This is a genomic window from Peptoniphilaceae bacterium AMB_02 (assembly GCA_036321625.1).
GTDB lineage: Bacteria > Bacillota > Clostridia > Tissierellales > Peptoniphilaceae > Microaceticoccus > Microaceticoccus formicicus.
Genome location: CP143259.1, coordinates 934327 through 959720, shown reverse-complemented (window position 1 = coordinate 959720; position 25394 = coordinate 934327). Strand labels below are relative to the sequence as shown.

Annotated in this window: 29 protein-coding genes and 1 other annotated feature; all 29 genes read right to left on the bottom strand. The window is 34.5% G+C overall.

Annotated features, from left to right (window positions below):
- Positions 1 to 5: 5 nt before the first annotated feature.
- Positions 6 to 1352 carry a TrkH family potassium uptake protein gene (locus tag VZL98_04630; GenBank protein ID WVH64230.1) on the bottom strand — a complete coding sequence of 449 codons (1347 nt, stop codon included), beginning with the start codon at positions 1350 to 1352 and terminating at the stop codon, positions 6 to 8.
- A 51-nt stretch (positions 1353 to 1403) separates the two neighbouring features.
- Positions 1404 to 1754 carry a 50S ribosomal protein L20 gene (rplT, locus tag VZL98_04625; GenBank protein WVH64229.1) on the bottom strand — a complete coding sequence of 117 codons (351 nt, stop codon included), beginning with the start codon at positions 1752 to 1754 and terminating at the stop codon, positions 1404 to 1406.
- Between the two features lie 23 nt (positions 1755 to 1777).
- Positions 1778 to 1972 carry a 50S ribosomal protein L35 gene (rpmI, locus tag VZL98_04620; protein ID WVH64228.1) on the bottom strand — a complete coding sequence of 65 codons (195 nt, stop codon included), beginning with the start codon at positions 1970 to 1972 and terminating at the stop codon, positions 1778 to 1780.
- A gap of 11 nt (positions 1973 to 1983) precedes the next feature.
- Positions 1984 to 2445: a translation initiation factor IF-3 gene (gene infC / locus VZL98_04615; protein ID WVH64538.1), complete on the bottom strand. Its 462-nt coding sequence runs from the start codon at positions 2443 to 2445 to the stop codon at positions 1984 to 1986.
- Positions 2446 to 2507: 62 nt separating this feature from the next.
- Positions 2508 to 2634: a sequence feature (ribosomal protein L20 leader region), on the bottom strand.
- A 104-nt stretch (positions 2635 to 2738) separates the two neighbouring features.
- Entirely contained in the window at positions 2739 to 3365 is a 627-nt protein-coding gene (locus VZL98_04610; GenBank protein WVH64227.1) for an MBL fold metallo-hydrolase, read from the bottom strand.
- A gap of 10 nt (positions 3366 to 3375) precedes the next feature.
- A complete protein-coding gene (gene dtd, locus VZL98_04605) occupies positions 3376 to 3825 on the bottom strand; it encodes a D-aminoacyl-tRNA deacylase (GenBank protein WVH64226.1) in 450 nt (149 codons plus the stop codon).
- 1 nt (position 3826) lies between these two features.
- Positions 3827 to 5992 carry a bifunctional (p)ppGpp synthetase/guanosine-3',5'-bis(diphosphate) 3'-pyrophosphohydrolase gene (locus tag VZL98_04600; GenBank protein ID WVH64225.1) on the bottom strand — a complete coding sequence of 722 codons (2166 nt, stop codon included), beginning with the start codon at positions 5990 to 5992 and terminating at the stop codon, positions 3827 to 3829.
- A gap of 68 nt (positions 5993 to 6060) precedes the next feature.
- Positions 6061 to 7794, bottom strand: a complete 1734-nt coding sequence (gene recJ / locus VZL98_04595) for a single-stranded-DNA-specific exonuclease RecJ (GenBank protein WVH64224.1) — start codon at positions 7792 to 7794, stop codon at positions 6061 to 6063.
- 39 nt (positions 7795 to 7833) lie between these two features.
- Entirely contained in the window at positions 7834 to 8307 is a 474-nt protein-coding gene (locus VZL98_04590; GenBank protein WVH64223.1) for a LapA family protein, read from the bottom strand.
- Positions 8308 to 9657, bottom strand: coding sequence for a thioether cross-link-forming SCIFF peptide maturase (gene scfB / locus VZL98_04585; protein WVH64222.1), 1350 nt, complete (start codon positions 9655 to 9657; stop codon positions 8308 to 8310).
- A gap of 43 nt (positions 9658 to 9700) precedes the next feature.
- On the bottom strand, positions 9701 to 9853 hold the full coding sequence (scfA, locus tag VZL98_04580; GenBank protein WVH64221.1) for a six-cysteine ranthipeptide SCIFF: 153 nt from the start codon (positions 9851 to 9853) through the stop codon (positions 9701 to 9703).
- A gap of 68 nt (positions 9854 to 9921) precedes the next feature.
- Positions 9922 to 10251: a preprotein translocase subunit YajC gene (gene yajC / locus VZL98_04575; GenBank protein ID WVH64220.1), complete on the bottom strand. Its 330-nt coding sequence runs from the start codon at positions 10249 to 10251 to the stop codon at positions 9922 to 9924.
- A 126-nt stretch (positions 10252 to 10377) separates the two neighbouring features.
- Positions 10378 to 11493: a tRNA guanosine(34) transglycosylase Tgt gene (tgt, locus tag VZL98_04570; GenBank protein WVH64219.1), complete on the bottom strand. Its 1116-nt coding sequence runs from the start codon at positions 11491 to 11493 to the stop codon at positions 10378 to 10380.
- An 18-nt stretch (positions 11494 to 11511) separates the two neighbouring features.
- Positions 11512 to 12537, bottom strand: coding sequence for a tRNA preQ1(34) S-adenosylmethionine ribosyltransferase-isomerase QueA (gene queA / locus VZL98_04565; GenBank protein ID WVH64218.1), 1026 nt, complete (start codon positions 12535 to 12537; stop codon positions 11512 to 11514).
- Positions 12537 to 13544: a Holliday junction branch migration DNA helicase RuvB gene (gene ruvB, locus VZL98_04560; protein ID WVH64217.1), complete on the bottom strand. Its 1008-nt coding sequence runs from the start codon at positions 13542 to 13544 to the stop codon at positions 12537 to 12539. Before ruvB ends, queA begins: the two co-directional genes overlap by 1 nt.
- Before the next feature lie 32 nt (positions 13545 to 13576).
- Positions 13577 to 14167 carry a Holliday junction branch migration protein RuvA gene (gene ruvA, locus VZL98_04555; GenBank protein WVH64216.1) on the bottom strand — a complete coding sequence of 197 codons (591 nt, stop codon included), beginning with the start codon at positions 14165 to 14167 and terminating at the stop codon, positions 13577 to 13579.
- Positions 14168 to 14185: 18 nt separating this feature from the next.
- Positions 14186 to 14680, bottom strand: coding sequence for a crossover junction endodeoxyribonuclease RuvC (gene ruvC / locus VZL98_04550; GenBank protein ID WVH64215.1), 495 nt, complete (start codon positions 14678 to 14680; stop codon positions 14186 to 14188).
- Between the two features lie 48 nt (positions 14681 to 14728).
- The gene (locus VZL98_04545) at positions 14729 to 15454 is read right to left on the bottom strand and encodes a hypothetical protein (protein WVH64214.1); all 726 of its coding nucleotides are present in this window, start codon (positions 15452 to 15454) and stop codon (positions 14729 to 14731) included.
- A gap of 183 nt (positions 15455 to 15637) precedes the next feature.
- Positions 15638 to 16285, bottom strand: coding sequence for a zinc dependent phospholipase C family protein (locus VZL98_04540; GenBank protein WVH64213.1), 648 nt, complete (start codon positions 16283 to 16285; stop codon positions 15638 to 15640).
- A gap of 292 nt (positions 16286 to 16577) precedes the next feature.
- Positions 16578 to 18650: a type I DNA topoisomerase gene (gene topA / locus VZL98_04535; GenBank protein WVH64212.1), complete on the bottom strand. Its 2073-nt coding sequence runs from the start codon at positions 18648 to 18650 to the stop codon at positions 16578 to 16580.
- A 30-nt stretch (positions 18651 to 18680) separates the two neighbouring features.
- Entirely contained in the window at positions 18681 to 18878 is a 198-nt protein-coding gene (locus VZL98_04530) for a helix-turn-helix domain-containing protein (protein ID WVH64211.1), read from the bottom strand.
- Positions 18879 to 18888: 10 nt separating this feature from the next.
- Positions 18889 to 19767: a DNA-processing protein DprA gene (gene dprA, locus VZL98_04525; protein ID WVH64210.1), complete on the bottom strand. Its 879-nt coding sequence runs from the start codon at positions 19765 to 19767 to the stop codon at positions 18889 to 18891.
- Between the two features lie 3 nt (positions 19768 to 19770).
- Positions 19771 to 21297, bottom strand: coding sequence for a YifB family Mg chelatase-like AAA ATPase (locus VZL98_04520; GenBank protein WVH64209.1), 1527 nt, complete (start codon positions 21295 to 21297; stop codon positions 19771 to 19773).
- 185 nt (positions 21298 to 21482) lie between these two features.
- Entirely contained in the window at positions 21483 to 21710 is a 228-nt protein-coding gene (locus tag VZL98_04515; protein WVH64208.1) for a hypothetical protein, read from the bottom strand.
- 123 nt (positions 21711 to 21833) lie between these two features.
- On the bottom strand, positions 21834 to 22184 hold the full coding sequence (locus VZL98_04510) for a YraN family protein (protein ID WVH64207.1): 351 nt from the start codon (positions 22182 to 22184) through the stop codon (positions 21834 to 21836).
- Complete coding sequence (locus VZL98_04505) at positions 22184 to 22789, bottom strand: ribonuclease HII (GenBank protein WVH64206.1); 606 nt, start codon at positions 22787 to 22789, stop codon at positions 22184 to 22186. Before VZL98_04505 ends, VZL98_04510 begins: the two co-directional genes overlap by 1 nt.
- Positions 22773 to 23633, bottom strand: a complete 861-nt coding sequence (gene ylqF, locus VZL98_04500) for a ribosome biogenesis GTPase YlqF (GenBank protein WVH64205.1) — start codon at positions 23631 to 23633, stop codon at positions 22773 to 22775. The genes VZL98_04505 and ylqF overlap by 17 nt, the downstream gene beginning before the upstream one ends.
- Before the next feature lie 40 nt (positions 23634 to 23673).
- On the bottom strand, positions 23674 to 24021 hold the full coding sequence (rplS, locus tag VZL98_04495) for a 50S ribosomal protein L19 (GenBank protein WVH64204.1): 348 nt from the start codon (positions 24019 to 24021) through the stop codon (positions 23674 to 23676).
- A 148-nt stretch (positions 24022 to 24169) separates the two neighbouring features.
- Entirely contained in the window at positions 24170 to 25393 is a 1224-nt protein-coding gene (locus VZL98_04490; GenBank protein WVH64203.1) for a U32 family peptidase, read from the bottom strand.
- Position 25394: the final 1 nt, after the last annotated feature.

Here is a 25394-nt window from a genome sequence, read left to right as displayed (position 1 = left end):
TCCTCCTATCCAACTAAAATATCACCTTTTGGTTCGCGATACTGCTCTTTTCTTTCTTTTTTATAAAACGCAAATGCAAATGTTAAAGGTCCTAATCTCCCTAAATACATGGTCAGCATTATTAATAGCTTACCTATAACTGTCAGTGAAGGTGTCAGTGCTCTACTTAAACCAACGGTTCCAAAAGCCGAAGTCACCTCATATAGTATATCGATAAACAAAGTTTTTTCAGTTATAGTCAGAATCAATGATATTCCCATAACCCAAGTCATTGAAATCATAACAATTGCAAGTGCTTTACGTATTGTACTTATTGGAATCCTTCTTCTAAAAAGCACGACATCCTCAGTTCCTTTAATCTCTGATTTCGTAGAATAGAGTAATAGTCCTAAAGTTGTCGTCTTTATTCCTCCTGCAGTTCCGGCAGGAGAACCTCCAATAAACATCAAGATAATTGATACAATCGCACTCGAGTCTCTGATTAAATCTTGATTTATTGAACTGTATCCCGCTGTTCTCGTCGTTACAGATTGGAAAAATGAAGCAAGTATCTTTTCAGGTAGAGAAAAAGACTTTATGGTCATTTCATTGCTATACTCCAAAATAAAAAATATTATAGCTCCGCCTATTAATAAATACGCGGTCATTGTCAATACTAGTTTTGAGTGCGCAGCTAGCTTTTTGAAAGACTTTTTACTGGAAATGTCCATAAATACATTAAATCCAATTCCGCCTAAGATTATTAAAAAACTTATGGGCAGTACAACCCCTATTGATTTAACATAAGGCGAAATGGAATTAGGTCCGATGATATCAAAACCTGCATTACAATAAGACGATATGGAATGGAATATGCTATACCAAGCACCTTTCCAAATTCCAAATTGAGGTATAAATGTAAATGAAAGCAGTACTGCACCCAAAAGTTCAATTGCCAAGGTTGCTTTAATTACATAAATGACCAGCCTAACCATCCCTTTAAGCGATAATGTATTCATTTGTTCGTGAATTATGAGTCTTTCCTTAAGAGTAATCCTCTTCTTCATAACCAATGAAATCAAGATAGCCCATGTCATAAAACCTAAACCACCTATTTGGATCAATGTAATTATGACTAAATGCCCAAAATTACTCCAGTGCTCATATGTATTTTTAGTTACAAGTCCAGTTACACATACCGCTGATGTTGCAGTAAATGTAGAGTCTAAAGGATTTGTAAATTCCCCTGTTGCACTTGAGATAGGTAATGTTAGTAATATAGAACCTATAAGTATTACCAAAACAAAGCTAAGTGCTATTAGCCTAGGTGGATTTTTTTCAATTTCTAATACTATCTTTGATATAAAACTCATATTAACCTCGATTTAAACTGAAAAAAAAGCATAAAGTTTCACATGGAAACCTTATGCATTTTTTGCTAGTTCTACTAATTTTTTGAATCCTTCAGGATCATGAATTGCCATTTCTGAAAGAACTTTTCTGTTTATTTCAATTTTTGCTAACTTCAAACCATGCATAAACTTGCTATAGCTTAAACCATTTTGTCTTGCAGCTGCATTAATTCTGGAAATCCATAATTTTCTAAAATCTCTCTTACGATGTTTACGTCCGATAAAAGCATATGATAAAGATTTAATTACAGCTTGATTTGCAGTTCTAAATAGTTTTGATTTAGAACCATAATATCCTTTTGCTTGATTTAATACTTTTTTATGTTTTCTCTTTGTGGCTACACCACGTTTAACTCTTGCCATTTAAATTGCCCCCTTCTATATCACTATCTTGGAATCATATTGTCGATTCTTTTTTGATCGCCACTGCTTACTAATGCTGATTTTCTTAAGCTTCTGATTCTCTTAGGTGATTTTTTACCTGTTATATGGCTTTTGAAAGCATGATATCTTTTGATTTTACCTGTACCAGTTCTTTTAAATCTCTTAGCTGAACCTCTGTGTGTTTTCATTTTTGACATAATCTCAACTCCTATTGTTCACTGTTAGGGCTCATAAACATCACCATGTTACGTCCCTCCATATTAGGTTTCTTATCTATTACTCCTGCATGATTAGTCAATGCGGCAAACTTTTCAAGTACTTGTCTTCCTATTTCAGTATGATTCATTTCTCGTCCTCTAAATCTCACAGATACTTTGACTCTGTCTCCGGATGAGAAAAAATCTACAGCTTGTCTTGCCTTTACTTCTAAATCATGTGTGTCAATATTAGGTGACATTCTGATTTCTTTCACCGTTATAACACTTTGTTTTTTCTTCGCTTCTTTTGCTCTTTTTACGGCTTCGTATTTATACTTCCCGTAATCCATTATTTTACAGACCGGTGGCTTAGCAGTTGGCGCGACTACAACTAAATCCAATTTCTTATCTCTAGCCATATCCAATGCTTTTCTAGTAGCAATTATACCAATCTGTTCTCCATCTGCACCAATTAGTCTGACTTCCTTAACTCTGATGTCTTCATTGATTTGAAGCTCTTTTATGTCCTACACCTCCAAATAAAAAATAGCAGGTAAAAATACCCGCTAAAACATCCGTCAACAAAAGTTAACTAAAGTTTTAAATTATTACCCGGAAACTATAATTTCCAAGGTGAGAAGCGGATACTTCTACTTAATCGATTTTATCGAGCTCATTCTCGATAACACTATTGTAGTATATAGTATTTTTACTAATATGTCAAATATTTTGTAAATAAAGTTTTAAAACTTACATACTATAAAATTTAAACAAGCAAATCTGCAAAATACGGATTGCTTACTTTTTCTATTTCCATAGAAGTAATCGGTCCATGACCGGGATAAATTTTGACTTTATCATCCAAAACCAATATCTTATTCTTAATTGATTCTATAATCTCATCATAGTTTCCTGTTTCAAGATCAGTTCTTCCGATACTTCCTCTGAAAACTGTATCGCCTGTAATCAAATCATCACCCATTAAGAAGCAGCAACTCCCAGAAGTATGACCCGGAGTATGGATTACTTTTATACCAAATCCGTCTCCTATTATATCTCCGTCTTTAAAAGTCTTATCAGGAGTTAATTCAACTCTTTTTATCGGCATATAGGCACTCATATTAATATTTGCATCTTGTAATAATTTCACTTCATTTTCATGTGCTAAAATTGGAATACTGTATTTTCCCCTTAATATTTCTGCAGCTCCAATATGATCTCCATGTCCATGTGTTAAGAGAATAAACTTAGGTACTAATTCAAGTTTTTCAACTGTAGACATTATATCATCGGAATCCCCACCTGGATCTACGATAAAGGCATTTTTTTCGTCATTATATATTAAAAAACAATTGGCTGCATATATTCCTGCCATCATTCTATAGATTTCCATAAAACCTCCATCAATAAAGCTTTTCACTGTCTAATTGTATTGTGACCGGCCCATCATTTATCAACTGCACTTTCATATCGGCACCGAATTCTCCGGTTTTTACATCATATCCACCGGCTCTTATTCCCTCGACAAAATCCAGGTACATGTTTTCAGCAAAATCTCCACCTGCTGACCTAGTAAAAGATGGTCTCTTTCCTCTTCTGACATCACCATATAGAGTGAATTGTGAAATTACCATTATCTCTCCACCTACATCATCCAGGGATAGATTCATTTTACCTTCTTGATCTTCAAAAATTCTAAGTCCCAGTATCTTATCAATCATATAGTCTTTGTCTTTTTCAGTATCGGTATGTGTAACGGCAATAAAAACCAATAATCCGGAATTAATGCTTGAATATAGTTCTCCCTCTATAGATACTGATACTTTTTTTACTTTTTGTACGATAGCTCTCATATCACTGCGCCTTTACTCTAAATATCTTAACTGTTTCTTCAACAGACATTATTTTCTTAAATAGTTCATCAATTTGTTCTTTTTGTTTTATTTCAATTAATAAATCAATCATAAATGTCTTGTCTTTATTAATCCTTGCACTAAGATTTGCAATATTAAGCCCCATGTCTTGTATGATTTTCGAAATATTTGCCAAATACCCTACTCTATCATAGGCAAGTATATTAACATGTACATTGAAAAAACTCTCCTTAGTGGTATCCCATTCAACAGGGATTACTCTTTCTATGTCAATATTTGCCATATTCGGACAATCAGCTCTATGAATAGAAACTCCTCTGCCCCTGGTTATATAACCCAATATCTCATCACCCGGCACCGGATTACAACACTTTGCAAATTTAACTTCCAGATTGTCTATCCCTTCAAACCTTATCCCTTGAACCGATCTGGCTCTAGGTTTTACACTCTTACTTATGCTTATCTGATCTATATCTTCATCAGTCTTGTAATGCTCTTTATGAAGTTCTTTAAGTTTAGGTAGTATCTGGGTTAACGGAGTGCTGCCATATCCGATAGAGGCAAAGAGATCATCTAAATTGTTGAAACTAAGTTTCTTACCAATACCCTCCAGCCATTCATCCTTAAGGATTTCATTGAAGTTAAAACCTTGTCTTCTGACTTCCTTCTCCAGTGCATCTCTACCTTTAATAATGTTTTCATCTTTTTGAGCCTTTTTAAACCATTGTCTAATCTTGTTTCTGGCTTGTGGACTCTTTACAATTTTTAGCCAATCTATGCTTGGTCCTGAGGAACTCGGTGAAGTAAGAATCTCTACTATATTACCATTCTTTAGCTTTGTATTAATCGGTACAATCCTACCGTCAATTTTCGCACCAACACAGTGATTTCCAACAGCCGAGTGAACCCTATACGCAAAGTCGATTGGAGTAGATCCGGCAGGAAGTCCTATGACATCTCCCTTTGGAGAAAATACATAAACCTCATCGGAGAAGAAATCACCTTTCAAAGTTTCCATAAACTCTTTCGAGTCAGTCAGATCTTTCTGCCAATCCATTAAAAGTCTTAACCACTGCAATTTTTCATCGAAATTATCTTTTTTGCGTCCACCTTCTTTGTATTTCCAGTGAGCAGCAATACCGTACTCGGCAGTTTTATGCATGTCCCAAGTTCTGATTTGAACTTCGAAAATTTCACCTTTTGGACCAATTACCGTAGTGTGTAAGGACTGATACATATTTGCTTTAGGCATGGCAATATAGTCTTTAAACCTACCTTGTATTGGTTTCCATAACGAATGCACAACTCCAAGCACAGAATAACAGTCTTTAACCGTATTAACTATTACTCTAACCGCTGTTAAGTCGAAAATTTGGTCAAAAGTCTTTCCTTGCTTTTTAATTTTATTATAGATACCGTAAATACTCTTGGGTCTACCGGTGATATCGCATTCAAAGCCAAGCTCTGCAATGTTTTCACGAAGTATCTCCATAATCGAAGATATATATTCTTCCCTTTCAGCCCTCTTCATATCTATCATTTCAACTAATTCATAGTATGTTTCAGGCTCAAGATACCTTAAACTAAGATCCTCAAGTTCCCATTTTATGGTATTGATTCCTAGTCTATGAGCTAAAGGCGCATAAATTTCAAGAGTTTCAGTAGCTTTCTCGAATTGTTTAGCCTTGGTCATATATTCGAGTGTTCTCATATTGTGTAATCTATCTGCAAGTTTAATAATAATAACCCTAATATCATTAGCCATGGCCATTACCATTTTTCTTACATTTTCTGCTTGAGATTCCTGTTTGGACTTAAACTTTAGTCTCTTTAATTTTGTAACTCCATCCACCAATACGGCAATCTCATTGCTGAACTCATGTTCTATTTCCTCAAATGATATCTCAGTATCCTCTAATACATCATGCAGCATGGCGGCAATAATGGTTGCTTCATCCATATTTAAATTTATAAGTATCAGACTAACATTTACAGGATGTATAAAGTACTCCTCTCCTGAATTCCTTAATTGTCCTTCATGTGCATTTTTAGTAAAGTAATACGCCTTTTTTACCAATTTAGGATCGTATTCAATCTTGTTTTTATCCATCTCCATTAAAACACTTTCTAGTGAAAGTCTATCCATTACGCCACCTCCTTATTCATTTTTTACTTCTTAACTCTCGATTATATCAAATTTTCAACATTATTTCATCATCTTATATCAATTATCTGCAATTGAACGGTAATATTGCCTCTAAACTCGTTTATTTTAGGAAAATAAACCAAATCAATATAATTAGGCTTTCTGTTATTTGTCGAGTAACCGTTTGAAATTTGAGTGCCAAATCTATTTTGTAGATATTCTTCTATACTCGAAACATCTCCAAATCCGATACATTCAATTACTCTACCCGCCTTAGCAATATTTAGTTTTATGACATTTTTATTTTGGCCAAGTATTTGATAGTTTAATAGATCAAGGTTTTTATCTGCAAATACAGGTTTTGAGTTTCCTTTACCAAATGGCTCCAGTATGCTTAATTCATCGATAAAGTTCTCATCTACTTTCTCGGTCGGAAAAGCTACATCTATTGTAATCTCTCTTTGAAGCTCTTTTTTTGTGAGAAGACTATTCTCGTTTAAAAATTTCTCCAATGTCTTTAAATTATCCATCTCTAAACTTAAACCTGCAGCCATTTTATGCCCGCCGAATGATTTTAGGAGATGCTTGGCTTCAGTAAGCTTAGCATGCATATCATAAGTTTCGATGCTCCTGCCCGAACCTTTGATGATTCCGTGGTCTTTTGATTCGGCAAATACAATCGTAGGTCTATGGTATTTATCCTTCACTCTGCCTGCAACTATCCCAACAATACTCTCGTGAGCTTTTGAAGAGTAGACTACAATAATATCATTTTTATAGAGTTCCTTCTCTTCAATTTCATCAATTACACCATCTAATGTATCCTGTGTAATTGCTTTTCTCTCGTTGTTTAACCTGACCAATTCCATAGCATAATTTACTACAAGTTCTTCGTCTTCTTCCAGAAAAAGCTCTACTCCCAGTCTTGCAGTAGACAATCTACCCGAAGCATTTATACATGGTCCAAGTACAAAGCCCAGTGCATAAACGTCTACATCCTTGTTCCAACTATTTTGTTCTATCAATGAAAGTAGCCCAAGATTACTTGTATTGTTTATACGCTTAAGTCCTTCTACTACAATTACCCTATTCTCTCCAAGTAAATCTACTACATCACAAACCGTTCCCATCGCAACGTATTGTAATAATTCATACGACTCCTCAATGGGGATACCGACAGCTTCATTAATACCACATATGAGTTTGTATGCAACCCCAGCGCCGCATAATTCTTTGAAAGGATAATCGCAATCTAGTCTATGCGGGTTGATTACTGCATCGGCAGCCGGTAGTGACTGCTTATCGTCTTCGTCTATTTTAACCTGATGATGGTCGGTTATTATTACTTTTAAACCCTTGTCTTTTGCATAACTTACAGCTTCATGGGCACTTATCCCATTATCGCATGTTATAATCAAATCTACGCCATTTCTTATAGCAGTATCCACCATGGAAGTATTAATACCGTATCCGTCTTCTATCCTATCAGGAATGGCATATGTTATTCTATCATGCAGCACCTTTAAACCCTTTATCAGGGTAACAGTAGCTGAATTTCCGTCTTGATCATAATCACCGACTATGTGAATATGTTCATCTTTTTCAATTGAATCGAGTACAATATCAACTGCAATGTCCATATCCTTCATTAAAAACGGATCGTGAAGTTTATCTAAATCAGGATTAAGAAATTCATCAACTTCTGATTTAGTCGTAAGTCCTCTATTTGCCAATATGTGCAAAATCTCATCACTTAAATTTAAATCCTTCTTAAGTGATGAGATATTCTTGTTAAAAATCATCCAATTGTTCAATTTATATCCCGTACTTTCTAGATCATATTAAATATGAAATTTTTTGGTCTCAAAATTATTTTCGTCTTCGTTTACTTTTTCATTTGCTAAATTTTTATCGTCTTCAAATCGACTGTTTTCAGGATTCTCTTCAACCACTACATCCTTGGCATCAAATCCTGTAACTCTTTGATCCAGAATGCTCTCTTCTAAAGTTTTTGAAGTACCTGACCTAAGTTCACTTTCAGCAACAGCTATTTGTGCTCTTGCTTTTTCAAGGTCATTCTTAGTTTGTAGCAGCTCCTTTTCAAGGCTTTTAATCCTTCTGGATGCTTTGAATCTCTGAATAAAGTAAAATACCAGCATTATAAAAATACCCAGAGCTACACAGGATAATATCAGTATTGCCTGTGACATTTCGATTTTATTAAAGAACAGATCCACTATTATAACCTGGCTGTTTTTAAGTGCAAATACAGCTACCAATAATAGCATTAATAAGATAATTACCAATAAAACCATTTAATTTTCCCCTTCCTCAGTATCAAGTAGTGATAGAGATAATTCCAATCTCTTTTTCTCCATCTCACATCCCAGTTTATAAGGTTTAGTAATGGTTCCATTATTGTAATAGGCATTTGCATGACATCCGCCACTACAATAGAACTTTGCCCAACAGTCTCTGCAATCTTCCTTAGTAAAGACATTTGAAGATTTGAACACTTCCCTAAGTTCAGATTTTAATATACCTTCATTAAGATTACCCATAATAAACTTTTCATCACCGACAAATTGATGACAAGGGTAGATATCTCCTTCAGGAGTAACAGAAATGTATTCCGCACCTGCTCCGCAACCTACAGATCTCTTTGCCAAACAAGGTCCATCGTTCAGATCTATCACAAAGTGAAAGAATAAAAAGTCATCTTTTTCATTGATATCCTTATATAGTTTAGAAAACTCTTCATACTCTTTTAGGATTGCATCAAGATGCTCCTCTTTTAATGCATAAGGTTCTTTTTCCTCAGTTACTACAGGTTCAATGGAAACTTTTTTGAAGCCTAGATTGTAAAATTCTAATGCATCTTTAGAGAAATCCAGATTGTTTGAAGTAAAAGTACCTCTTACATAATAGTCTTTATCGCCTCTTTTAGCTATCAATTTTTTGAATTTAGGAACGATGATGTCATAAGACCCTTTATTATTAACAGTTGGTCTCATCAAATCGTTGACTTCACGTCTACCGTCCAGACTCATAACCACATTTGACATATGTTCATTAATAAAGTCTATTTTATCGTCATCGAGTCTAAGACCATTAGTAGTAATTGTAAATCTTATATTCTTATTATGCTTTTTGTTTAACTCTTTTCCGTAAAAAGTCAATTCTTTAACGACTTCAAAGTTTAATAAGGGCTCTCCTCCAAAAAAGTCAACTTCCAAATTTCTACGATTACCGGAGTTTTCCACCAAGAAATCCAATGCCTTTTTCCCGGTTTCGACATTCATTAGACTTCTTTCGCCGCTAAAGTCTCCTTGACCGGCAAAACAGTACTTACATCTAAGGTCACAATCATGTGATACATGAAGGCACATGGCCTTGATTATATTCTCCCTATTGTATTTGATGTCTTCAGCATCTACTTCATCCGAAAACAGACATCCGTCTTCGACTAGTCTTTTTAATTCACCATAGACTTCTCTAATAGTATTTTCGTCATATTCCGGAAGTTTTTCTAATATATAATCTACCCCATTATTGTAATAGTCAATCATGGAATAAGTCAGCTCATCAACTACAAATATACTTCCCGAAAAAATATCTAAGACTATAAATTTTCCATTAGACTCAAATTTGTGTATCTTTTTCATTAATCCTCCTAAAACAAAAAAATGGTGTTATACACCACTTTTTTTATCTGTCTGATTCATTAGACTCGCATTTTTGATTTCCTACTGTACAAGATGTTTTACATGCAGATTGGCATGAAGTTTGACATTCGCCACATCCTATATGTCTGGTAGTATCTTTAATATTTGATTTTTTAAGTACTTTAATATGTTTCATTAGAACCTCCTATAAGGTTAATTTATAAAATATTTTATAATTCCAAATGAAAAATAGCATTAAAGCTATTATTCATTATCTTCTTCAGTTTCTATAACGACTTCTTCCTCAACTGCTGCCCTTTTTTCCTCATCAGTTAGAAGTTTATAGACTGCTGATCTGGTAAACTCAATTCTTGTTTTTCCTGAAGTCTCGATAGTAATATAATCTGCTCCGGCTTTAATGATTTTACCTTTAATTCCACCGACAGTTAAAATCTCATCCCCTACTCTTAAACCACTTCTCATTTCCTGAACTTCTCTTTCTCTTTTCTTCTGTGGTCTGATCATGAAGAAATAAAGAAACACAAGTGCAAGTACTAGAGGTAGTAGCGATGCGAATTGTCCTAATTGTGGCATTTAATCACTCCTTTTTATTTTATCTAGATACCCAAAATAATAAAATCTATATCTTGAGAAAATACCTTTTACGCAAATAAAAAGCAATTAGATATTTTTTACAATCTTATACTATTATAACCTATTTTAATCGTTATATCCATATTTATTATAAAATTCTTCTTTATATTCTAAAAACCTATCTTCCTTAATCGCTATTCTGATGTTTTTCATCAAATCGGAAAGGAAGTATAGATTGTGAATTGTCAGAAGTCTTGACGCCAATATTTCATTAACATTGATGAGATGTCTAATATAAGCTCTGGTATGATTTCGACAAGCATAACAATTACAGTTTTCATCAATCGGTCTAAAATCTTCAGCATATTTTGCATTTCGTATTACTTTTCTTCCATTATAAGTCAAAGCCGTACCATTTCGTGCAATCCTGGTCGGCAATACGCAGTCTGCCATATCTATTCCATGTTCTACTGCTTCAAACAAATAGTCCGGCGAACCTACTCCCATCAAATACCTGGGCTTATCTGTAGGTAGAAAATCTGTTGTATATTCCAATATCTCAATCATTAAATCCTTGGGTTCCCCTACACTAAGTCCACCAATTGCATATCCAGGCAGATCAATATCAGTTGTAAGCTCTGCACTAAGTTTTCTTAAATCCTTGTACATCCCACCTTGAACTATCCCAAATAAAGCTTGATTTTCCTTTTTATGGTAATCTTTACATCTTTTTAGCCATCTTATAGTTCTGTGTAGAGAGTTTTCAGTATATTCATAATCAGCAGGATATGGCACGCATTCATCAAAGGCCATTATTATATCGGATCCTAGATCATTTTGTATTTCCATAGATTTTTCCGGCGAAATAAAATGTTTAGCACCATCAATATGCGATCTAAACTCAACGCCTTCTTCGGTTATATGTCTATTGTCACTTAAGCTGAATACTTGAAATCCACCACTATCGGTTAAAATTGGTCTATTCCAGTTCATAAACTTATGCAAGCCGCCGGCTTTTCTGATGATATCCTGACCAGGTCTAAGATATAGATGATAAGTGTTACCTAGTATTATTTGAGTGTCCATATCGTATAGTTCATCAACAGTCATGGTCTTTACTGTCGCTTTTGTACCGACCGGCATAAAAACAGGAGTTTCTATTTCACCATGAGCTGTATATATTTTACCTAATCTTGCTTTTGATTTCGTATCAGTTTTCTTTAATTCAAATTTAAAATTCATTTTTTCCAATCACCTCTACTAAATAATTAACATTGCATCACCAAAACTAAAAAATCTGTATTCATTTTTAATCGCTTCTTCATAAGCTTTAAAAACTCTCTCTTTAGTTGAAAATGCACTCACAAGCATCAATAGAGTTGATTTTGGAAGGTGAAAGTTAGTTATAAGTCCATCGATTACCTTAAATTCAAAACCTGGATATATAAATATATCTGTATTTCCACTCATAGGCTCGAGGACCTCTTTTCCCCTTATTGCAGACTCCAGTGTCCTGGTAGTTGTTGTACCTACGGAAATTATCCTTCTACCATTTTTCTTGGCATCATTGATGGCATCACAGGTAGTTTTAGGCAGATTAAAGTACTCGCTATGCATTTTGTGTTCACTTACATCTTCGACACTTACCGGCCTAAAAGTTCCTAAGCCTACATGTAGAGTGACATTGACTATTTTAACTCCCATATCTTCTATTTCTTTAATTAACTCAGGCGTAAAATGCAGTCCTGCAGTTGGTGCAGCTGCAGATCCATCTTGCTTGGCATATACTGTTTGATATCTATCTTTTTCTTGAAGTTTTTCTTTAATATAAGGAGGTAAAGGCATCTCTCCCAGTTCATCCAGTCTCTCCTCAAATATCCCCTCATACACGAATTCGACCAATCTGGTTCCATCATCGGTTATTCCTTTTACTTCGCAGCTCAATTCTCCATTGCCAAAATAAACGACAGAACCCATCTTCATCTTCTTGCCGGGTCTAACGAGCGCTTCCCAAAGATCCTTTTCAACTCTCTTAAGCATCAACACTTCAATGGTTTCCGTCTTATCTTTCCTATGACCGAATAATCTTGCTGGGATGACCTTTGTATCGTTGATAACAAGTACATCTCCAGGTCTTAAGATAGACTTTATATCATAAAACCTCTTATGCTCTATATCTCCTGTATCTCTTCTCAGTACCAATAGTTTGGATTTATCTCTTTTATCTATTGGATGCTGAGCAATTCTACTTTCTTCTAAATAAAAATCATAATCTTCAGTTCTCATTATTTCTCCATATATCTATAACCCAAATGCTCATAGGCTTTTTTGGTTAAAACTCTTCCTCTCGGTGTCCTGGTCAAAAAACCGATTTGCAATAAATAAGGTTCATATACATCTTCTATCGTTATACTCTCCTCGCCTGTTGACGCAGCAATTGTATCTATACCGACAGGGCCACCGCCAAAATTCTCGATTATCGTCTTAATTATTCTGATATCTGTATGGTCCAGTCCAAGCTCATCGATTTCTAAAATATCCAAACCTTCTTTACTCATTTCCTGATTGACATGACCATCACCCATAACTTCAGAATAATCCCTAACTCTCTTCAAAAGTCTATTGGCAATTCTAGGAGTTCCTCTAGACCTTTTAGCTATTTCAGAAGCTCCGAAATCGTCAATCGGTACGTCGAGAATCCCTGCACTTCTCTTGACAATGGTCTTAAGACTGTCTTCATTGTAGATTTCAAGATTCAATAGCACTCCAAATCTGTCCCTCAAAGGTGAAGAAAGTTGTCCTGCTCTGGTAGTGGCACCAATTAGCGTAAAATGATCTAAATCAATTCTAAGGCTTCTTGCACTAGGCCCCTTGCCTACTATTATATCAAGTGCAAAGTCCTCCATAGCGGGATACAAGACTTCTTCAACACTTCGATTAATCCTGTGAATTTCATCTATAAAAAGTACATCTCCAGTTGTCAAATTGGTAAGTATGCTGGCAAGATCACTAGGCCTTTCTATTGCTGGACCTGAAGTAATCTTTATATTTACTCCCATCTCATTTGCAATAATTCCGGCAAGAGTTGTTTTCCCCAGTCCCGGGGGACCATGCAATAGTATATGGTCAATTGGTTCTCGTCTTTGCTTAGCTGCCTTTATAAATATATTAAGTTTATTTTTTGCCTTATCTTGACCGATATAATCGGACATCCATCTGGGTCTAAGGGTAGTTTCTATCTCCTCATCTTCTCTAATCCCTGAACCTCCGATTATTCTTTCATTTTTATCCATTTTAAACTCCTTGTTTCAAATAAGAGATAAACCTATCTTGCAAGCCTGATGATACATTGTTTTATTATCTCTTCTATCCCCATGTTCTCAGTATTTAGAGATCTAATTATTTTTAATACATCACTTCTAATATACCCGAGATTTGTAAGTGCTTCAACTGCAGATTCAATTTCATCATCCATTTTCGTTATTTCTACTGTTTCAGCATCTTCTTTAAAGTTCATCTTTGCAATCTTGTCAGATAATTCTAAAATAATCCTGGATGCAGTCTTCTTTCCAACTCCGGGTGCTTTTGTAAGAATATTGATATCATTTGTACGAATTGCCTTTGAAATGGTAGAAACGGAAAGTGAAGATAGTATGCCAAGTCCGATTTTGGGACCGATGGAACTAACGGTAGTTAAGAGTTTAAACATTTCCAATTCTTCATCATCATAAAAACCATAGAGCAGAATTGCGTCTTCCCTTACTACCATATGGGTATGAACCAGATATGTTTCATATAGTGTAAAGTTTGATATAGAATATGAAGAAGTATTAATTAAATAGCCAATCCCATTGTTATCCAGCACTATATAATCTTCACCAATACGTTTTATATCACCAATTATGTAATCCAGCATTTTTTCTCCTTTTATTTCCTATTTCATCCTATATAAATCCTTAAACCTAAGTGAAAAGCTGTGACAAATTGCTATTGCCAATGCATCAGCAGCGTCATCGGGTTTTGGGATTTGTTTCATATTCAATATCATTTTAACATTTTCTTGTATTTGATGTTTTTCTGCTCTTCCGTAGCCAACAATGGCTTGTTTGACTTGTAGCGGAGTATATTCATAAATGTCCAAGCCTTTGTTCACACCGGCCAGAATCTCAACTCCGCGCGCTTGACCAACCGTTATTGCCGTTTTCACATTCTTGTTGAAGAATAACTCCTCAATAGCCATCTCATCGGGTTTATGTTCATCTATTATATCTATTAACTCTTCGTATATTACTCTAAGCCTCGTAGGTATATCTGACTTGGAAGAAGTTGTTATACAGCCATATTCGAGCATATTAAGTTTATTGCCATCGACTTCTATCACCCCATATCCGACAATGGCTATCCCGGGGTCTATTCCCAATATTATCATAAATATCTCCTTAATTTTAAAAATCTCTCCTCGGAGAGATTTTTATCATTAATACCTGTTTAATACTCTGTCATTGATACCATACCAATATGATGATCTATAAATCCTTAAAATACTTTTGATATATGATGTCATAAGTTTTTGATAAATATTGGTTAATTCAGGTATGGTAAGAAATTCTTCATCATTTACTATTTTATCGCTATCATTATAGCTTATCATCAACTGTCTATCTAAATTATCATTTATTGAGTAGATCTTTTTCTTTATAACTTTTTCACAATAAGTAAATGCTATTCTCTTAATTCTGTCATTTAAGATATTGTCTGAATCAAGATGATTGTACAATTCATTTCTGAGTTTTACTACATCCGGGTTTTTTGATTCATTAAATAGTATCGACTTCTGACATATATCTTCCAGAGGCAAGGTCTTTACTGCCAAGCTCTCTAATTTATTTGCCCATTCATCTTCTTGATATCCGCTTGAATAGGACTCTATATAAATCGAAAGTTCAAGTCTGTTGACATCGTCATTTATCAATTTATTTACAGTTCTTATAATCAAATCCCTATCTCTTCTGTACTTAAGAGTCCTCTTAAGAGATCTCTTTATGCTCGTCATACAGATATACTTGGGTCTTAACTTCTTTAATCTGACTTCGTTTTCAAGCATTGAAAGAAGCAGATGCATCGAGTTTAAGTCATTATTATATAAAAAGTTGTATTCCAGACTTTTATGTAGCTTTTTAATATTTTTAATTGGTAGTGCCATCTGCTCTCCTCCTAGCTGTTATATCATTATACTACAAAATTAAATAAATTTCTTGTATTTTTAATCTATTTTCTTATTAAACAATTAAAAAAATTAACACAAATTATATTTAATCTAGACATAACAGTAGGAAATGGACAAAAAAAGCGTCTAAAATGAATTTCATTTTTGACGCATAATATACTAAAATACAAATGCTTTTTGTATATTTCTTTCCAGATTGTATAGTTTTATTGTATCTAGAACAAAATATGACATTCTAAGATTTAAATTAAAAGCAAATTGTAAATCTTGATCATAGCCCGGATTCATAGAATATTCATCTATTACTCTGTTGACAAAATCAAGGACTATTTGATTTATGTCGAATTTTCCATTTTCATCGGTTCTAAGTTCAATATCTTCAATACCGTTTATTTTAAATTTGTATCCTTCTGCAATCTGATTAAGTTTCTTTTCATAGCTAATATGTTTTATCATAGCTTCTTGAAAAGTCCATCTTTCATAATGTGGTCTGCAGACAAAATCAGAAAGGTAATGTGAAATTATACCCAGTTTTCTGCTAAAGAGCTTTTTTGATAAACCATCAAAAATCTCATTATCTATATCTATAAATCTACCTAAGAAAATTAATTTCTTTATTTCATTTACTATAAAGTCTAAGCTTTCATCAGCATAATGTCTATGAAGCTTGTATTTGGGATTATAATCAGGAGCTACCGAACCCCACACAAATCTTTTTTCATCTAATTCTATATTATATAATCTTGAAATTTCTTTGTTGATATTTCTTGCTATTTCTTTATGTGTTTCTGCAAATATTTCAACCACATCCTTTCGCAATCGCTCTAAGAATATAATAAACGGAAACAAAAGTCAAGAAAATTTACATTAATTTTAGATTAATTTCTATGTGATATTATACATTGAGATGCTTCATTTCATAACATTCACACTTGGTAATACGATGGTTATTATTGATATTTCCTTCACATTTATTCATAAATAAAAAGGCTATATCATGTACTTTATATAGCCTCCTATTTTACTTCATTAAAAATCATCAAAACGCATACAATTTAGATGGTATTTAGTGAATTGTTACATTTTTTTAATAATTTATCTACTTATTAGGTTTTTCGAAATCACAATTTTCGTTATTACAAACTATGAAATCACCATATCTATTTTTCTTTCTAGTCAATAAATCATTACACTTAGGACATCTTTCGCCGGTCGGTTTATTCCAAGAAGCGTAATCACAAGATGGATAATTGCTGCATCCATAGAACAATTTACCTCTCTTGGAAATCTTCTCTACTATTTCATGACCACATTTTGGACATTCCACACCAGTTCCGATTATTATGGATTTTGTGTATTTACATTCAGGAAAGCCTGAACATCCAATGAATTTTCCATTTCGTCCCGTTTTTTCGACTAGATTTTTACCGCATTCCGGACATTTTTCATCCAGCACGACATCTTCTATCTTATAGTCTCCTGAATCCTTAATGGCCTTATCCAAGAGTACTTCGAATCCTGAATAAAAATCTGATATAAGTTTTTTCCAATCTGTTTTCTCATCGACAATATCATCCAGTCCTCTTTCCATCTTGGCAGTAAATTCTTCATTTACTATCTCTGAGAAATGTTTAGCTAAAAGGCTGTTGACATTTTCTCCAATCTGGGTGGGTACAAATTGTTTATTCTCCAATTCCACATAAGCCCTGGACAGAAGGTTTTTTATTATCGACGAGTATGTGCTCGGTCTGCCTATTCCATCTTCTTCAAGTGCTTTAACTAATGAAGCTTCGGTATATCTTGCTTTCGATTTAGTAAAATGCTGGTTTTTCTCAATTTTTTTGGGTTTTAATACTTCACCGATTTTAAACTCCGGTAATTCAGACTGTTTTTCAGCAGTTGTCCAAATCTTCATAAACCCGTCAAACTTCATTATATTTCCACTGGTTCTAAATAATCTGTCGTTTGAGTTGAATTTGACCGTAGTAACTTCATAAATAGCTTGCTTCATCTGCGATGCAACAGTTCTATTCCAAATCATCTCATAAAGAGCGATCTGATCTTTTGAAAGGTATTTCTTTAATGATTTTGGATCTCTGTATATTGAACTTGGACGAACAGCTTCGTGAGCATCTTGAGAACCGGCTTTCTTTTTCTCGAAGGTTCTGCCGCCATTTGAGTATTTTTCACCATAATTACTAACGATGTAATTCTTTGCTTCACCGACTATTGCAGAAGAAAGCCTCGTTGAATCCGTTCTCATATACGAAATTAAACCCACTGTTCCTTCCTTACCTATGTCCACACCTTCATAAAGCTGTTGTGCAACACTCATAGTCTTGGAAGTGGAAAAGTTTAATCTTTTATTTGCCTCCTGCTGTAGTGTACTTGTGGTAAATGGCATAAAGGGATTCTTCCTTCTGCTTTTTTTCTCAATATCAAATATTTCAAACTTGTTTGCATCAAGTCCTTTTATGATGGCTTCAGCACTTTTGGAATCCGTGATTCTATTTGTTCTCTTTTCTTTTCCATCCACCAACTCACCATAGTAAGCTGACTTGAAATCTATATTTGATTTATTAAAAAGAGCTTCAATACTCCAGTACTCTTCCGGTACAAAGTTTCGTATCTCTTCTTCTCTATCACAGATTAATTTTAATGCTACTGATTGAACCCTACCTGCTGATAGTCCGTTCTTAATCTTCTTCCAGAGAATCGGTGACAATTTATATCCTACGATTCTATCCAGAACCCTTCTGGCTTGCTGAGCATTAACCAACTGCATATCGATTTTTCTTGGATTCTTTATTGAATGCTTTACGAAGTCCTTGGTAATCTCCTTAAATTCAACTCTATTAGCCTCTTCTATATCCAAACCCAACAAATACGCTAGATGCCATGATATAGCTTCTCCTTCTCTATCGGGGTCGGTTGCAAGATAAACTTTTTTTGCAGCTTTTGCTTGTTTTTTTAACTCATTTATCTTGGGCGCTCTACCTCTAACATTTATATACTGAGGTTCAAAATTATTCTCAATATCAACACCTATTTTGCTTTTAGGTAAATCCCTCAAATGTCCGACAGTTGCAACGACTTTGTACCTGGATCCCAACATTTTACTTATGGTCTTTGCTTTTGTCGGCGACTCTACTATTACTAAATTATCTGCCAATATTATCTCCCCGTTCCAAATTATATAAAATCAAAATACTATATTCCATTTATTATCTATTTCGGTTGCTATCCCTTTTAATTCCAACATCGTAATTACACTCATCAATAGACTTATAGGCATATTCACAACTTGACTGATTTCATCAATGCTCATAGGTTTAAGAACAATAACTTCGTATACCTTTTTTTCATTCTCACTAAGTCTTGAGAGATCTTTGTCTATCATCTTAATATTCTCACGTATTTCTTGGAAGCTCAGGAAGCTCGTCTACAATATCCATTACATCGGTAATTATTTTTGCACCGTCTCTAATTAAAGCATTTGTGCCCTTGCTGTAAATACTGTTGATATTTCCGGGCAAGCTAAAGACTTCTTTCCCTTGAGTAGCTGCATAGTTTGCAGTTATTAAGGTGCCTGATTTCTCTTTGGCTTCAATTATAATCAAACCTAGAGCTAAACCTGATATTATTCTGTTCCTCAATGGAAAGTGATAAGGCAGTGGCGGTGTCTCAAGTCTGAATTCAGAAATAATTGCACCATTTCCATTTATTATATCATTATAAACCCCTTTATTGGATGCAGGGTACACCATATCTACACCACAGCCAAGTACAGCTATCGTCTTCAATCCTGACTTTATTGCAGTGGTATGTGCTATTTTATCGATACCTAAAGCCAGCCCCGAAATTATATTAACTCCGTAATCACTAAGATCCGATACGAGCTTTTCAGCAGCCCATTTACCGTAATCGGTACACTTTCTCGAACCTACAACTGCCAGCCCCGGTCTTTTGTCTTCAAGACAACCTTTAATATACAACAGCTTTGGACTGTCGTCAATACACCTAAGTATTTCCGGATATTCTTTATCATAGATTGTCGTGTACGAAATATCATTTGAATGCATGTAATTTACATATCTATCCAAATCAAATAATTTTGATTCTTGAATTATTTTTTCTTTAATTTTTGACTCAATTCGAATTTCCTCATTGAGATTTTTTACATCATCAATAATTTTAAAAGGATCTTCAAATTTTTGAGTTATATATTTTAACTCGTCATGATTTAAACCAATGGCATTTAAATAAAGTAATGATTCACCCTTTGACATCAGTTACCCCCAATACTTATTGTCTAGACTCCGATAACGTATAGCCTCCAAGATATGTGTTTCTGTTATATCCTCAGAAGAATCCAGATCAGCTATAGTTCTGGATATTTTTAGTATCTTGGTAAAACTTCTCGCTGAGAAATTATACTTATCAAAAGCCATAGAAACTATTTTTTCAACATTTGGTGATAGCTTAATATATTTTTTTATTTGTCTGGAACTTAGTCTGTCGTTATTAATTATCTTTTCATCTTTATACCTTTTTATTTGTATATCTCTCGCTCTATTGACCCTTTGTCTAATTTCATCTGAACTCTCTCCATTTGCCCTGTCGGAAAGTTCTGAAAACTGAACGGGAGATACTTCAATATGTATATCAAATCTATCCAGTAACGGTCCGCTTATTTTATTTAAGTACTTCGATATCATCTGATTTGTACATGTACATTCAACCAGTGGATTTCCATGGTTTCCACATGGGCATGGATTCATCGATCCTATCAGCATAAAATTGGAAGGATAGGTTAGAGTCGCATTTGCTCTTGATACAGTTACAATTCCATCCTCCATAGGTTGTCTTAATACTTCAAGTACATGCTTACTGAATTCCGGTAACTCATCCAGAAAAAGTACTCCATTATGTGCCAAACTCACTTCTCCCGGTTTCGGTATCCTTCCACCACCTATCAAAGATACAGCTGATGCAGTATGATGTGGTGCTCTAAACGGTCTTTGTTCCACAAGTCCAACTTCTCCAAGTAATCCGCTTATGGAGTAAATTTTAGTACATTCTATAGACTCTTCAAAACTTAAGGATGGCAGTATGGTCGGTAATCTCTTTGCCGCCATAGTTTTACCTGCACCGGGGGGTCCGATTATTAAAACATTATGCCCTCCCGCAGCTGCTACTTCAAGTGCTCTTTTTAAGTCCTCTTGACCCTTAATATCACTAAAATCCAAATCATAAACTATCTCTTTTGAATCAAAGTTTAAGTCGGAAATATGTACCTCCAATAACTTTTCCCCATTTAGATGATCTACAATTTGATTTAAACTGTCTGCAGGATATAGATTTACATCCTCTACTAGAGAACATTCTCTCGCATTGTCTCTTGGAATTATAAAATCCCTATACCCCCTTTCTCGCATCGCTATAATCATTGGCAATGCACCTTCTATAGGCATTAAACGTCCATCAAGTGACAATTCTCCAATAAAAATTAATTCCTTTTTAATCTCCGGAATTATTACTCCTATAGCATCCAGAACTGCAATAGCGATTGCAAGATCAAGTTGAGATCCTTCTTTCTTTAGAGTAGCCGGTACCAGATTTATTGTGATCCTTCCCAGTGGAAATCTATGTCCTGAATTAACTATTGCCGATCTTACCCTTTCCTTTGATTCCTTAATCGAAGTGTCAGGTAAACCGACTATTGTAAAATTAGCCAACCCCTTTGCGATATCAGCTTCAACTTCTATATCATATCCATCAAGTCCCATAAGAACACATGTAGTTAATTTTGAATACATATATACCTCCATTAAGTCATTACCTTTAATCTTAACAAATTTACTAATTTTCTGCAATTTGCGAATATAGCATTGCATGCATATTACTCTAATATTTTATTATCTTTCTTAAATAAATTTTACACGGAAATGATTTAAATCAAAAAAATCCACTAGATAAATCTAGTGGATAAAATCTCTAAGTACTATTTTTTCTTAGAGTCTATTAACTTTGCAATTTCCTCTGTAAACTCTATACTGCACCATGGTACTCCATCTTCGTTACATACACCTTCAGCCATCTCATAAAGACCTCTTTTTTCAGCTTCTTCACTTAGCCAATCGGTCATTTCCTTGCCACTTAACTCATATTCATCAGGATTTAAATTACTTACTGAATCATTGATAATTTTTATTACATCTTCTCTTTTCATTTTATACCTCCTTGATTATCGAATAAAAAAATTATTCTCTAATCCTTATATACCCATATATTTAATTAAATATCACATCTTATTAATATCTTATAAAAAATGGGTCAAGGTTTTAATATAGTTTTAAACATAAGGAAATGCATTATCAAGATAATTAATATCACCTGAGTTAGAATATATCTCACAAACATCAAATCTTGGCTGCATATCCGTTAAATTCTTTGTCTTCATGTATATCTCTGCTGTGCAAATTATCCTTCTTCTTTGGTCGGGACTGACAAACTCTGAAGGAGCTCCAAATGCATCCGATGACCTGGTCTTTACTTCGATAAATACGAGTATATCACCTTCGACGGCAATAATATCAATCTCACCCATAGGTATCCTGTAATTCCTGTCTATTATTAACATTCCTTTTTTCGTCAGATATTCAACTGCAAGATCTTCGCCCCTCTTACCGATATCTAAACTCATCAGTCCATCCTCTTTAGAATCTTTTCAAGAAAACTCATCCTGTGTATTGGTGTAATTCCAAATTCGTCTATTCCTTTAATATGCGCTGCTGTTCCGTAACCCATATTCGTTTCAAATGAATATCCTGGATATTGCTTGCTAAAATCTATAAATAACGAGTCTCTATATACCTTTGCTAAAATCGAAGCACAGGCAATATTATAACTGATAGAATCTCCTCTAATTAAAGCCCTTTGTGGAAATGAAGTGTCTATTTCTTCCAAATCAATCAGTACTATTTCAGGATTTAATCTATAATCCAACACTAAATTTTCCAGAGCCATTTTCATAGCAACCCTGGTTGCCTGTTTAATATTAATGTTGTCAATTGTTTTTTCATCAACTATGCCAATTCCGTAAGCGAGTGCCGATTTGCGGATCTCAGCATCTAATCTTTCTCTCTTTTTTTTAGATATTTTTTTCGAATCATTGACATCGACTATTCTATTGTCACCGGGCATAATAACGGCAGCTGCAACGACAGGACCTGCCAAACAGCCCCTTCCAACTTCATCAATGCCGCAAACAAGTCTTTCTACTATATCATCCTCAATACAATATTCCATCGCTAACCCTCTCAAGTGTTATTCTTCCAATCATTGCGCTTCTAAACTCAGTTAAAATTATCATAGACACCTTGGTATAGTCTAATAGTCCACCTCTTAAAAGTGCACCTCTTTTCCTTGCGATTTCTTCCATGATTTCCAAAGGACTCAAGCCGTCGGTTTCAATCTTGTATCTGTCTTTTAATAGCTTTGGATTAATCGAGTTAATCCTTTCTATTAGCTTAAGAGCGATCTCCTCCGTATCCAGTATTGTATCCTCAATTGCACCTGTATAAGCCAGGTTTAGTCCCACTCTTTTATCTTCAAATTTTGGCCACAGTACTCCCGGAGTATCGAGCAATTCAAGTCCGTCTCTGGATTTAATCCATTGATTTGATCTTGTAACACCCGGTTTATTTCCCACCTTTGCTCCACGTCTACCGGTTAGTGTATTGATAATCGTTGATTTACCGACATTTGGTATTCCTACGATCATCATTTTTATAGTCTCGTCTATAATATTTCGTCTTCCGTCTCTTGCTCTTTTTTCTGTTAGTTGAAGTTCTGAAACTTGTTTTAATTTTTCAAGCCCCTTATTTTTAAGTGCATCTACGATTAGAACCCCGTATCCTTTGGATTCAAAGTACTTTTTCCAGTTAGCATTTTCATTGGGATCTGCCAGATCCGCTTTATTTAATATTATTATTCGGGGCTTATCGCCAATTAAACTATCTAACTTAGGATTCCTACTGCTTAGCGGTATTCTTGCATCGATAATCTCTACAATAATATCTACGAGTCTAAGCGATTCTTTAAGTTTATCGATAGTTACTTTCATATGTCCCGGATACCAGTTAATATTCATGTATACCTCCAAATAAAAAAATTGGGACAAGTCCCAATTTTTAATATGCTTTCTTTTCTTTAACTTTAGCTGCCTTACCTTGTCTTTCTCTTAGGTAATTTAACTTAGCTCTTCTTACTTTACCACGTCTTAAGATATCTAATTTTTCAATTCTAGGTGAGTGGATTGGGAATGTTCTTTCTACTCCAACACCATATGATATTCTTCTTACTGTAAAAGTAGCTCTAGAGTTTGTACCTTGTTTTTTAAGTACGGTACCTTCAAATGTCTGGATTCTCTCTCTTGTACCTTCTTTGATTCTGTAGTGTACTCTAACAGTATCTCCGGTATTGAAATCCAGTTTATCTTCTCTAAGTTGAGCATCTTCAATTTGTCTTATAATATCCATTTGTAAAAACCCTCCTTTTCTTACAATGTTCATACCCTTACAACCGAGCAGAGGAACACCCGTTTTACATGCCTAAATAGTATAACATATATATTTACTAAATACAATAATTTTTAATTATATATCCAATAAAAATCTTTTATCATATTTAGATTGGCTTTCTTATCATATACCATGGTTTGACCTCATGATCTATTTTTAGTTTAATAATCTGTTGTGCATGAGGTGCAGATTCTATGTCCTTGCCATTTTTATCTTTCATCTCTACTACTTCGTAATCAAAATGCTCTATATTCGGTCCAAAGATTTCTAATTTATCTCCGACTTCAATTTTATTTCTCTGTTCGACAGTTGCCATCTTGGATTCAATATCATAATCCAATACGACACCTACAAAGTCATAATTCCTTATATAGGATGAAGATCCGTAAATCTGTGCATTCTCATCGGGCTGTTCATAAGTAAACCCGCTTGTGAAATCTCTATGAGAAGCTTTTCTTATTTCAGTAATTAAACTCTGAGCAAGTTCCGGAGTAAGTCTGTTCTCATAGTATGCATCTACAGCCATTCTATACGACCTTACGACCGTTGCAACATAGTATTGACTCTTAACCCTACCTTCTATTTTAATGCTGTCCACACCTGTTTTGAGGACTCTATCTAAACCGTCCAGTAGACATAGGTCTTTTGAGTTTAGTATAAAGGCTCCGCTTTCATCCTCCGAAATCGGAAAATACTCACCAGGTCTTTTTTCTTCTACCAGACTGTATTTCCATCTACAAGCATGCGCACAATCTCCAAGGTTAGCATCTCTACCTACCATATAATTACTCAATAGACATCTACCGGAATAAGATATACACATTGCCCCATGTACAAACATTTCTAATTCCATATCATCCGGTATATTTTGTTTTATTTCGCTTATCTCGTCAAGTGATAATTCTCTTGCGAGTATCACACGTCTTAAACCATAATCATACCAAAAGTTTACAGTTTCATAATTTGTTACACTTGCCTGTGTACTTAAATGAATCGGCAGAGTCTTGGTAATTCTTCTAATAATCGATACCATACCCGCATCTGAGACTATAACTGCATCTACTCCGATTTCTTCAAGCGTTCTTACATATTCCCCAATACCCACCAAATCGGAATTATGGGGAATTATATTCATAGTGATATATATCTTCTTTCCTCTGCTATGACAATACTCGGTTGCTTCTTTTATCTGATCATCAGTGAAGTTTTTAGATGCAGTTCTAAGACCAAAGTTTTTTCCCGCTAAATAAACTGCATCGGCGCCGTATTCTATCGCCGTTTTAAGTTTTAACAAATCTCCTGCAGGAGCCAATAATTCTACTTTTTTCAAA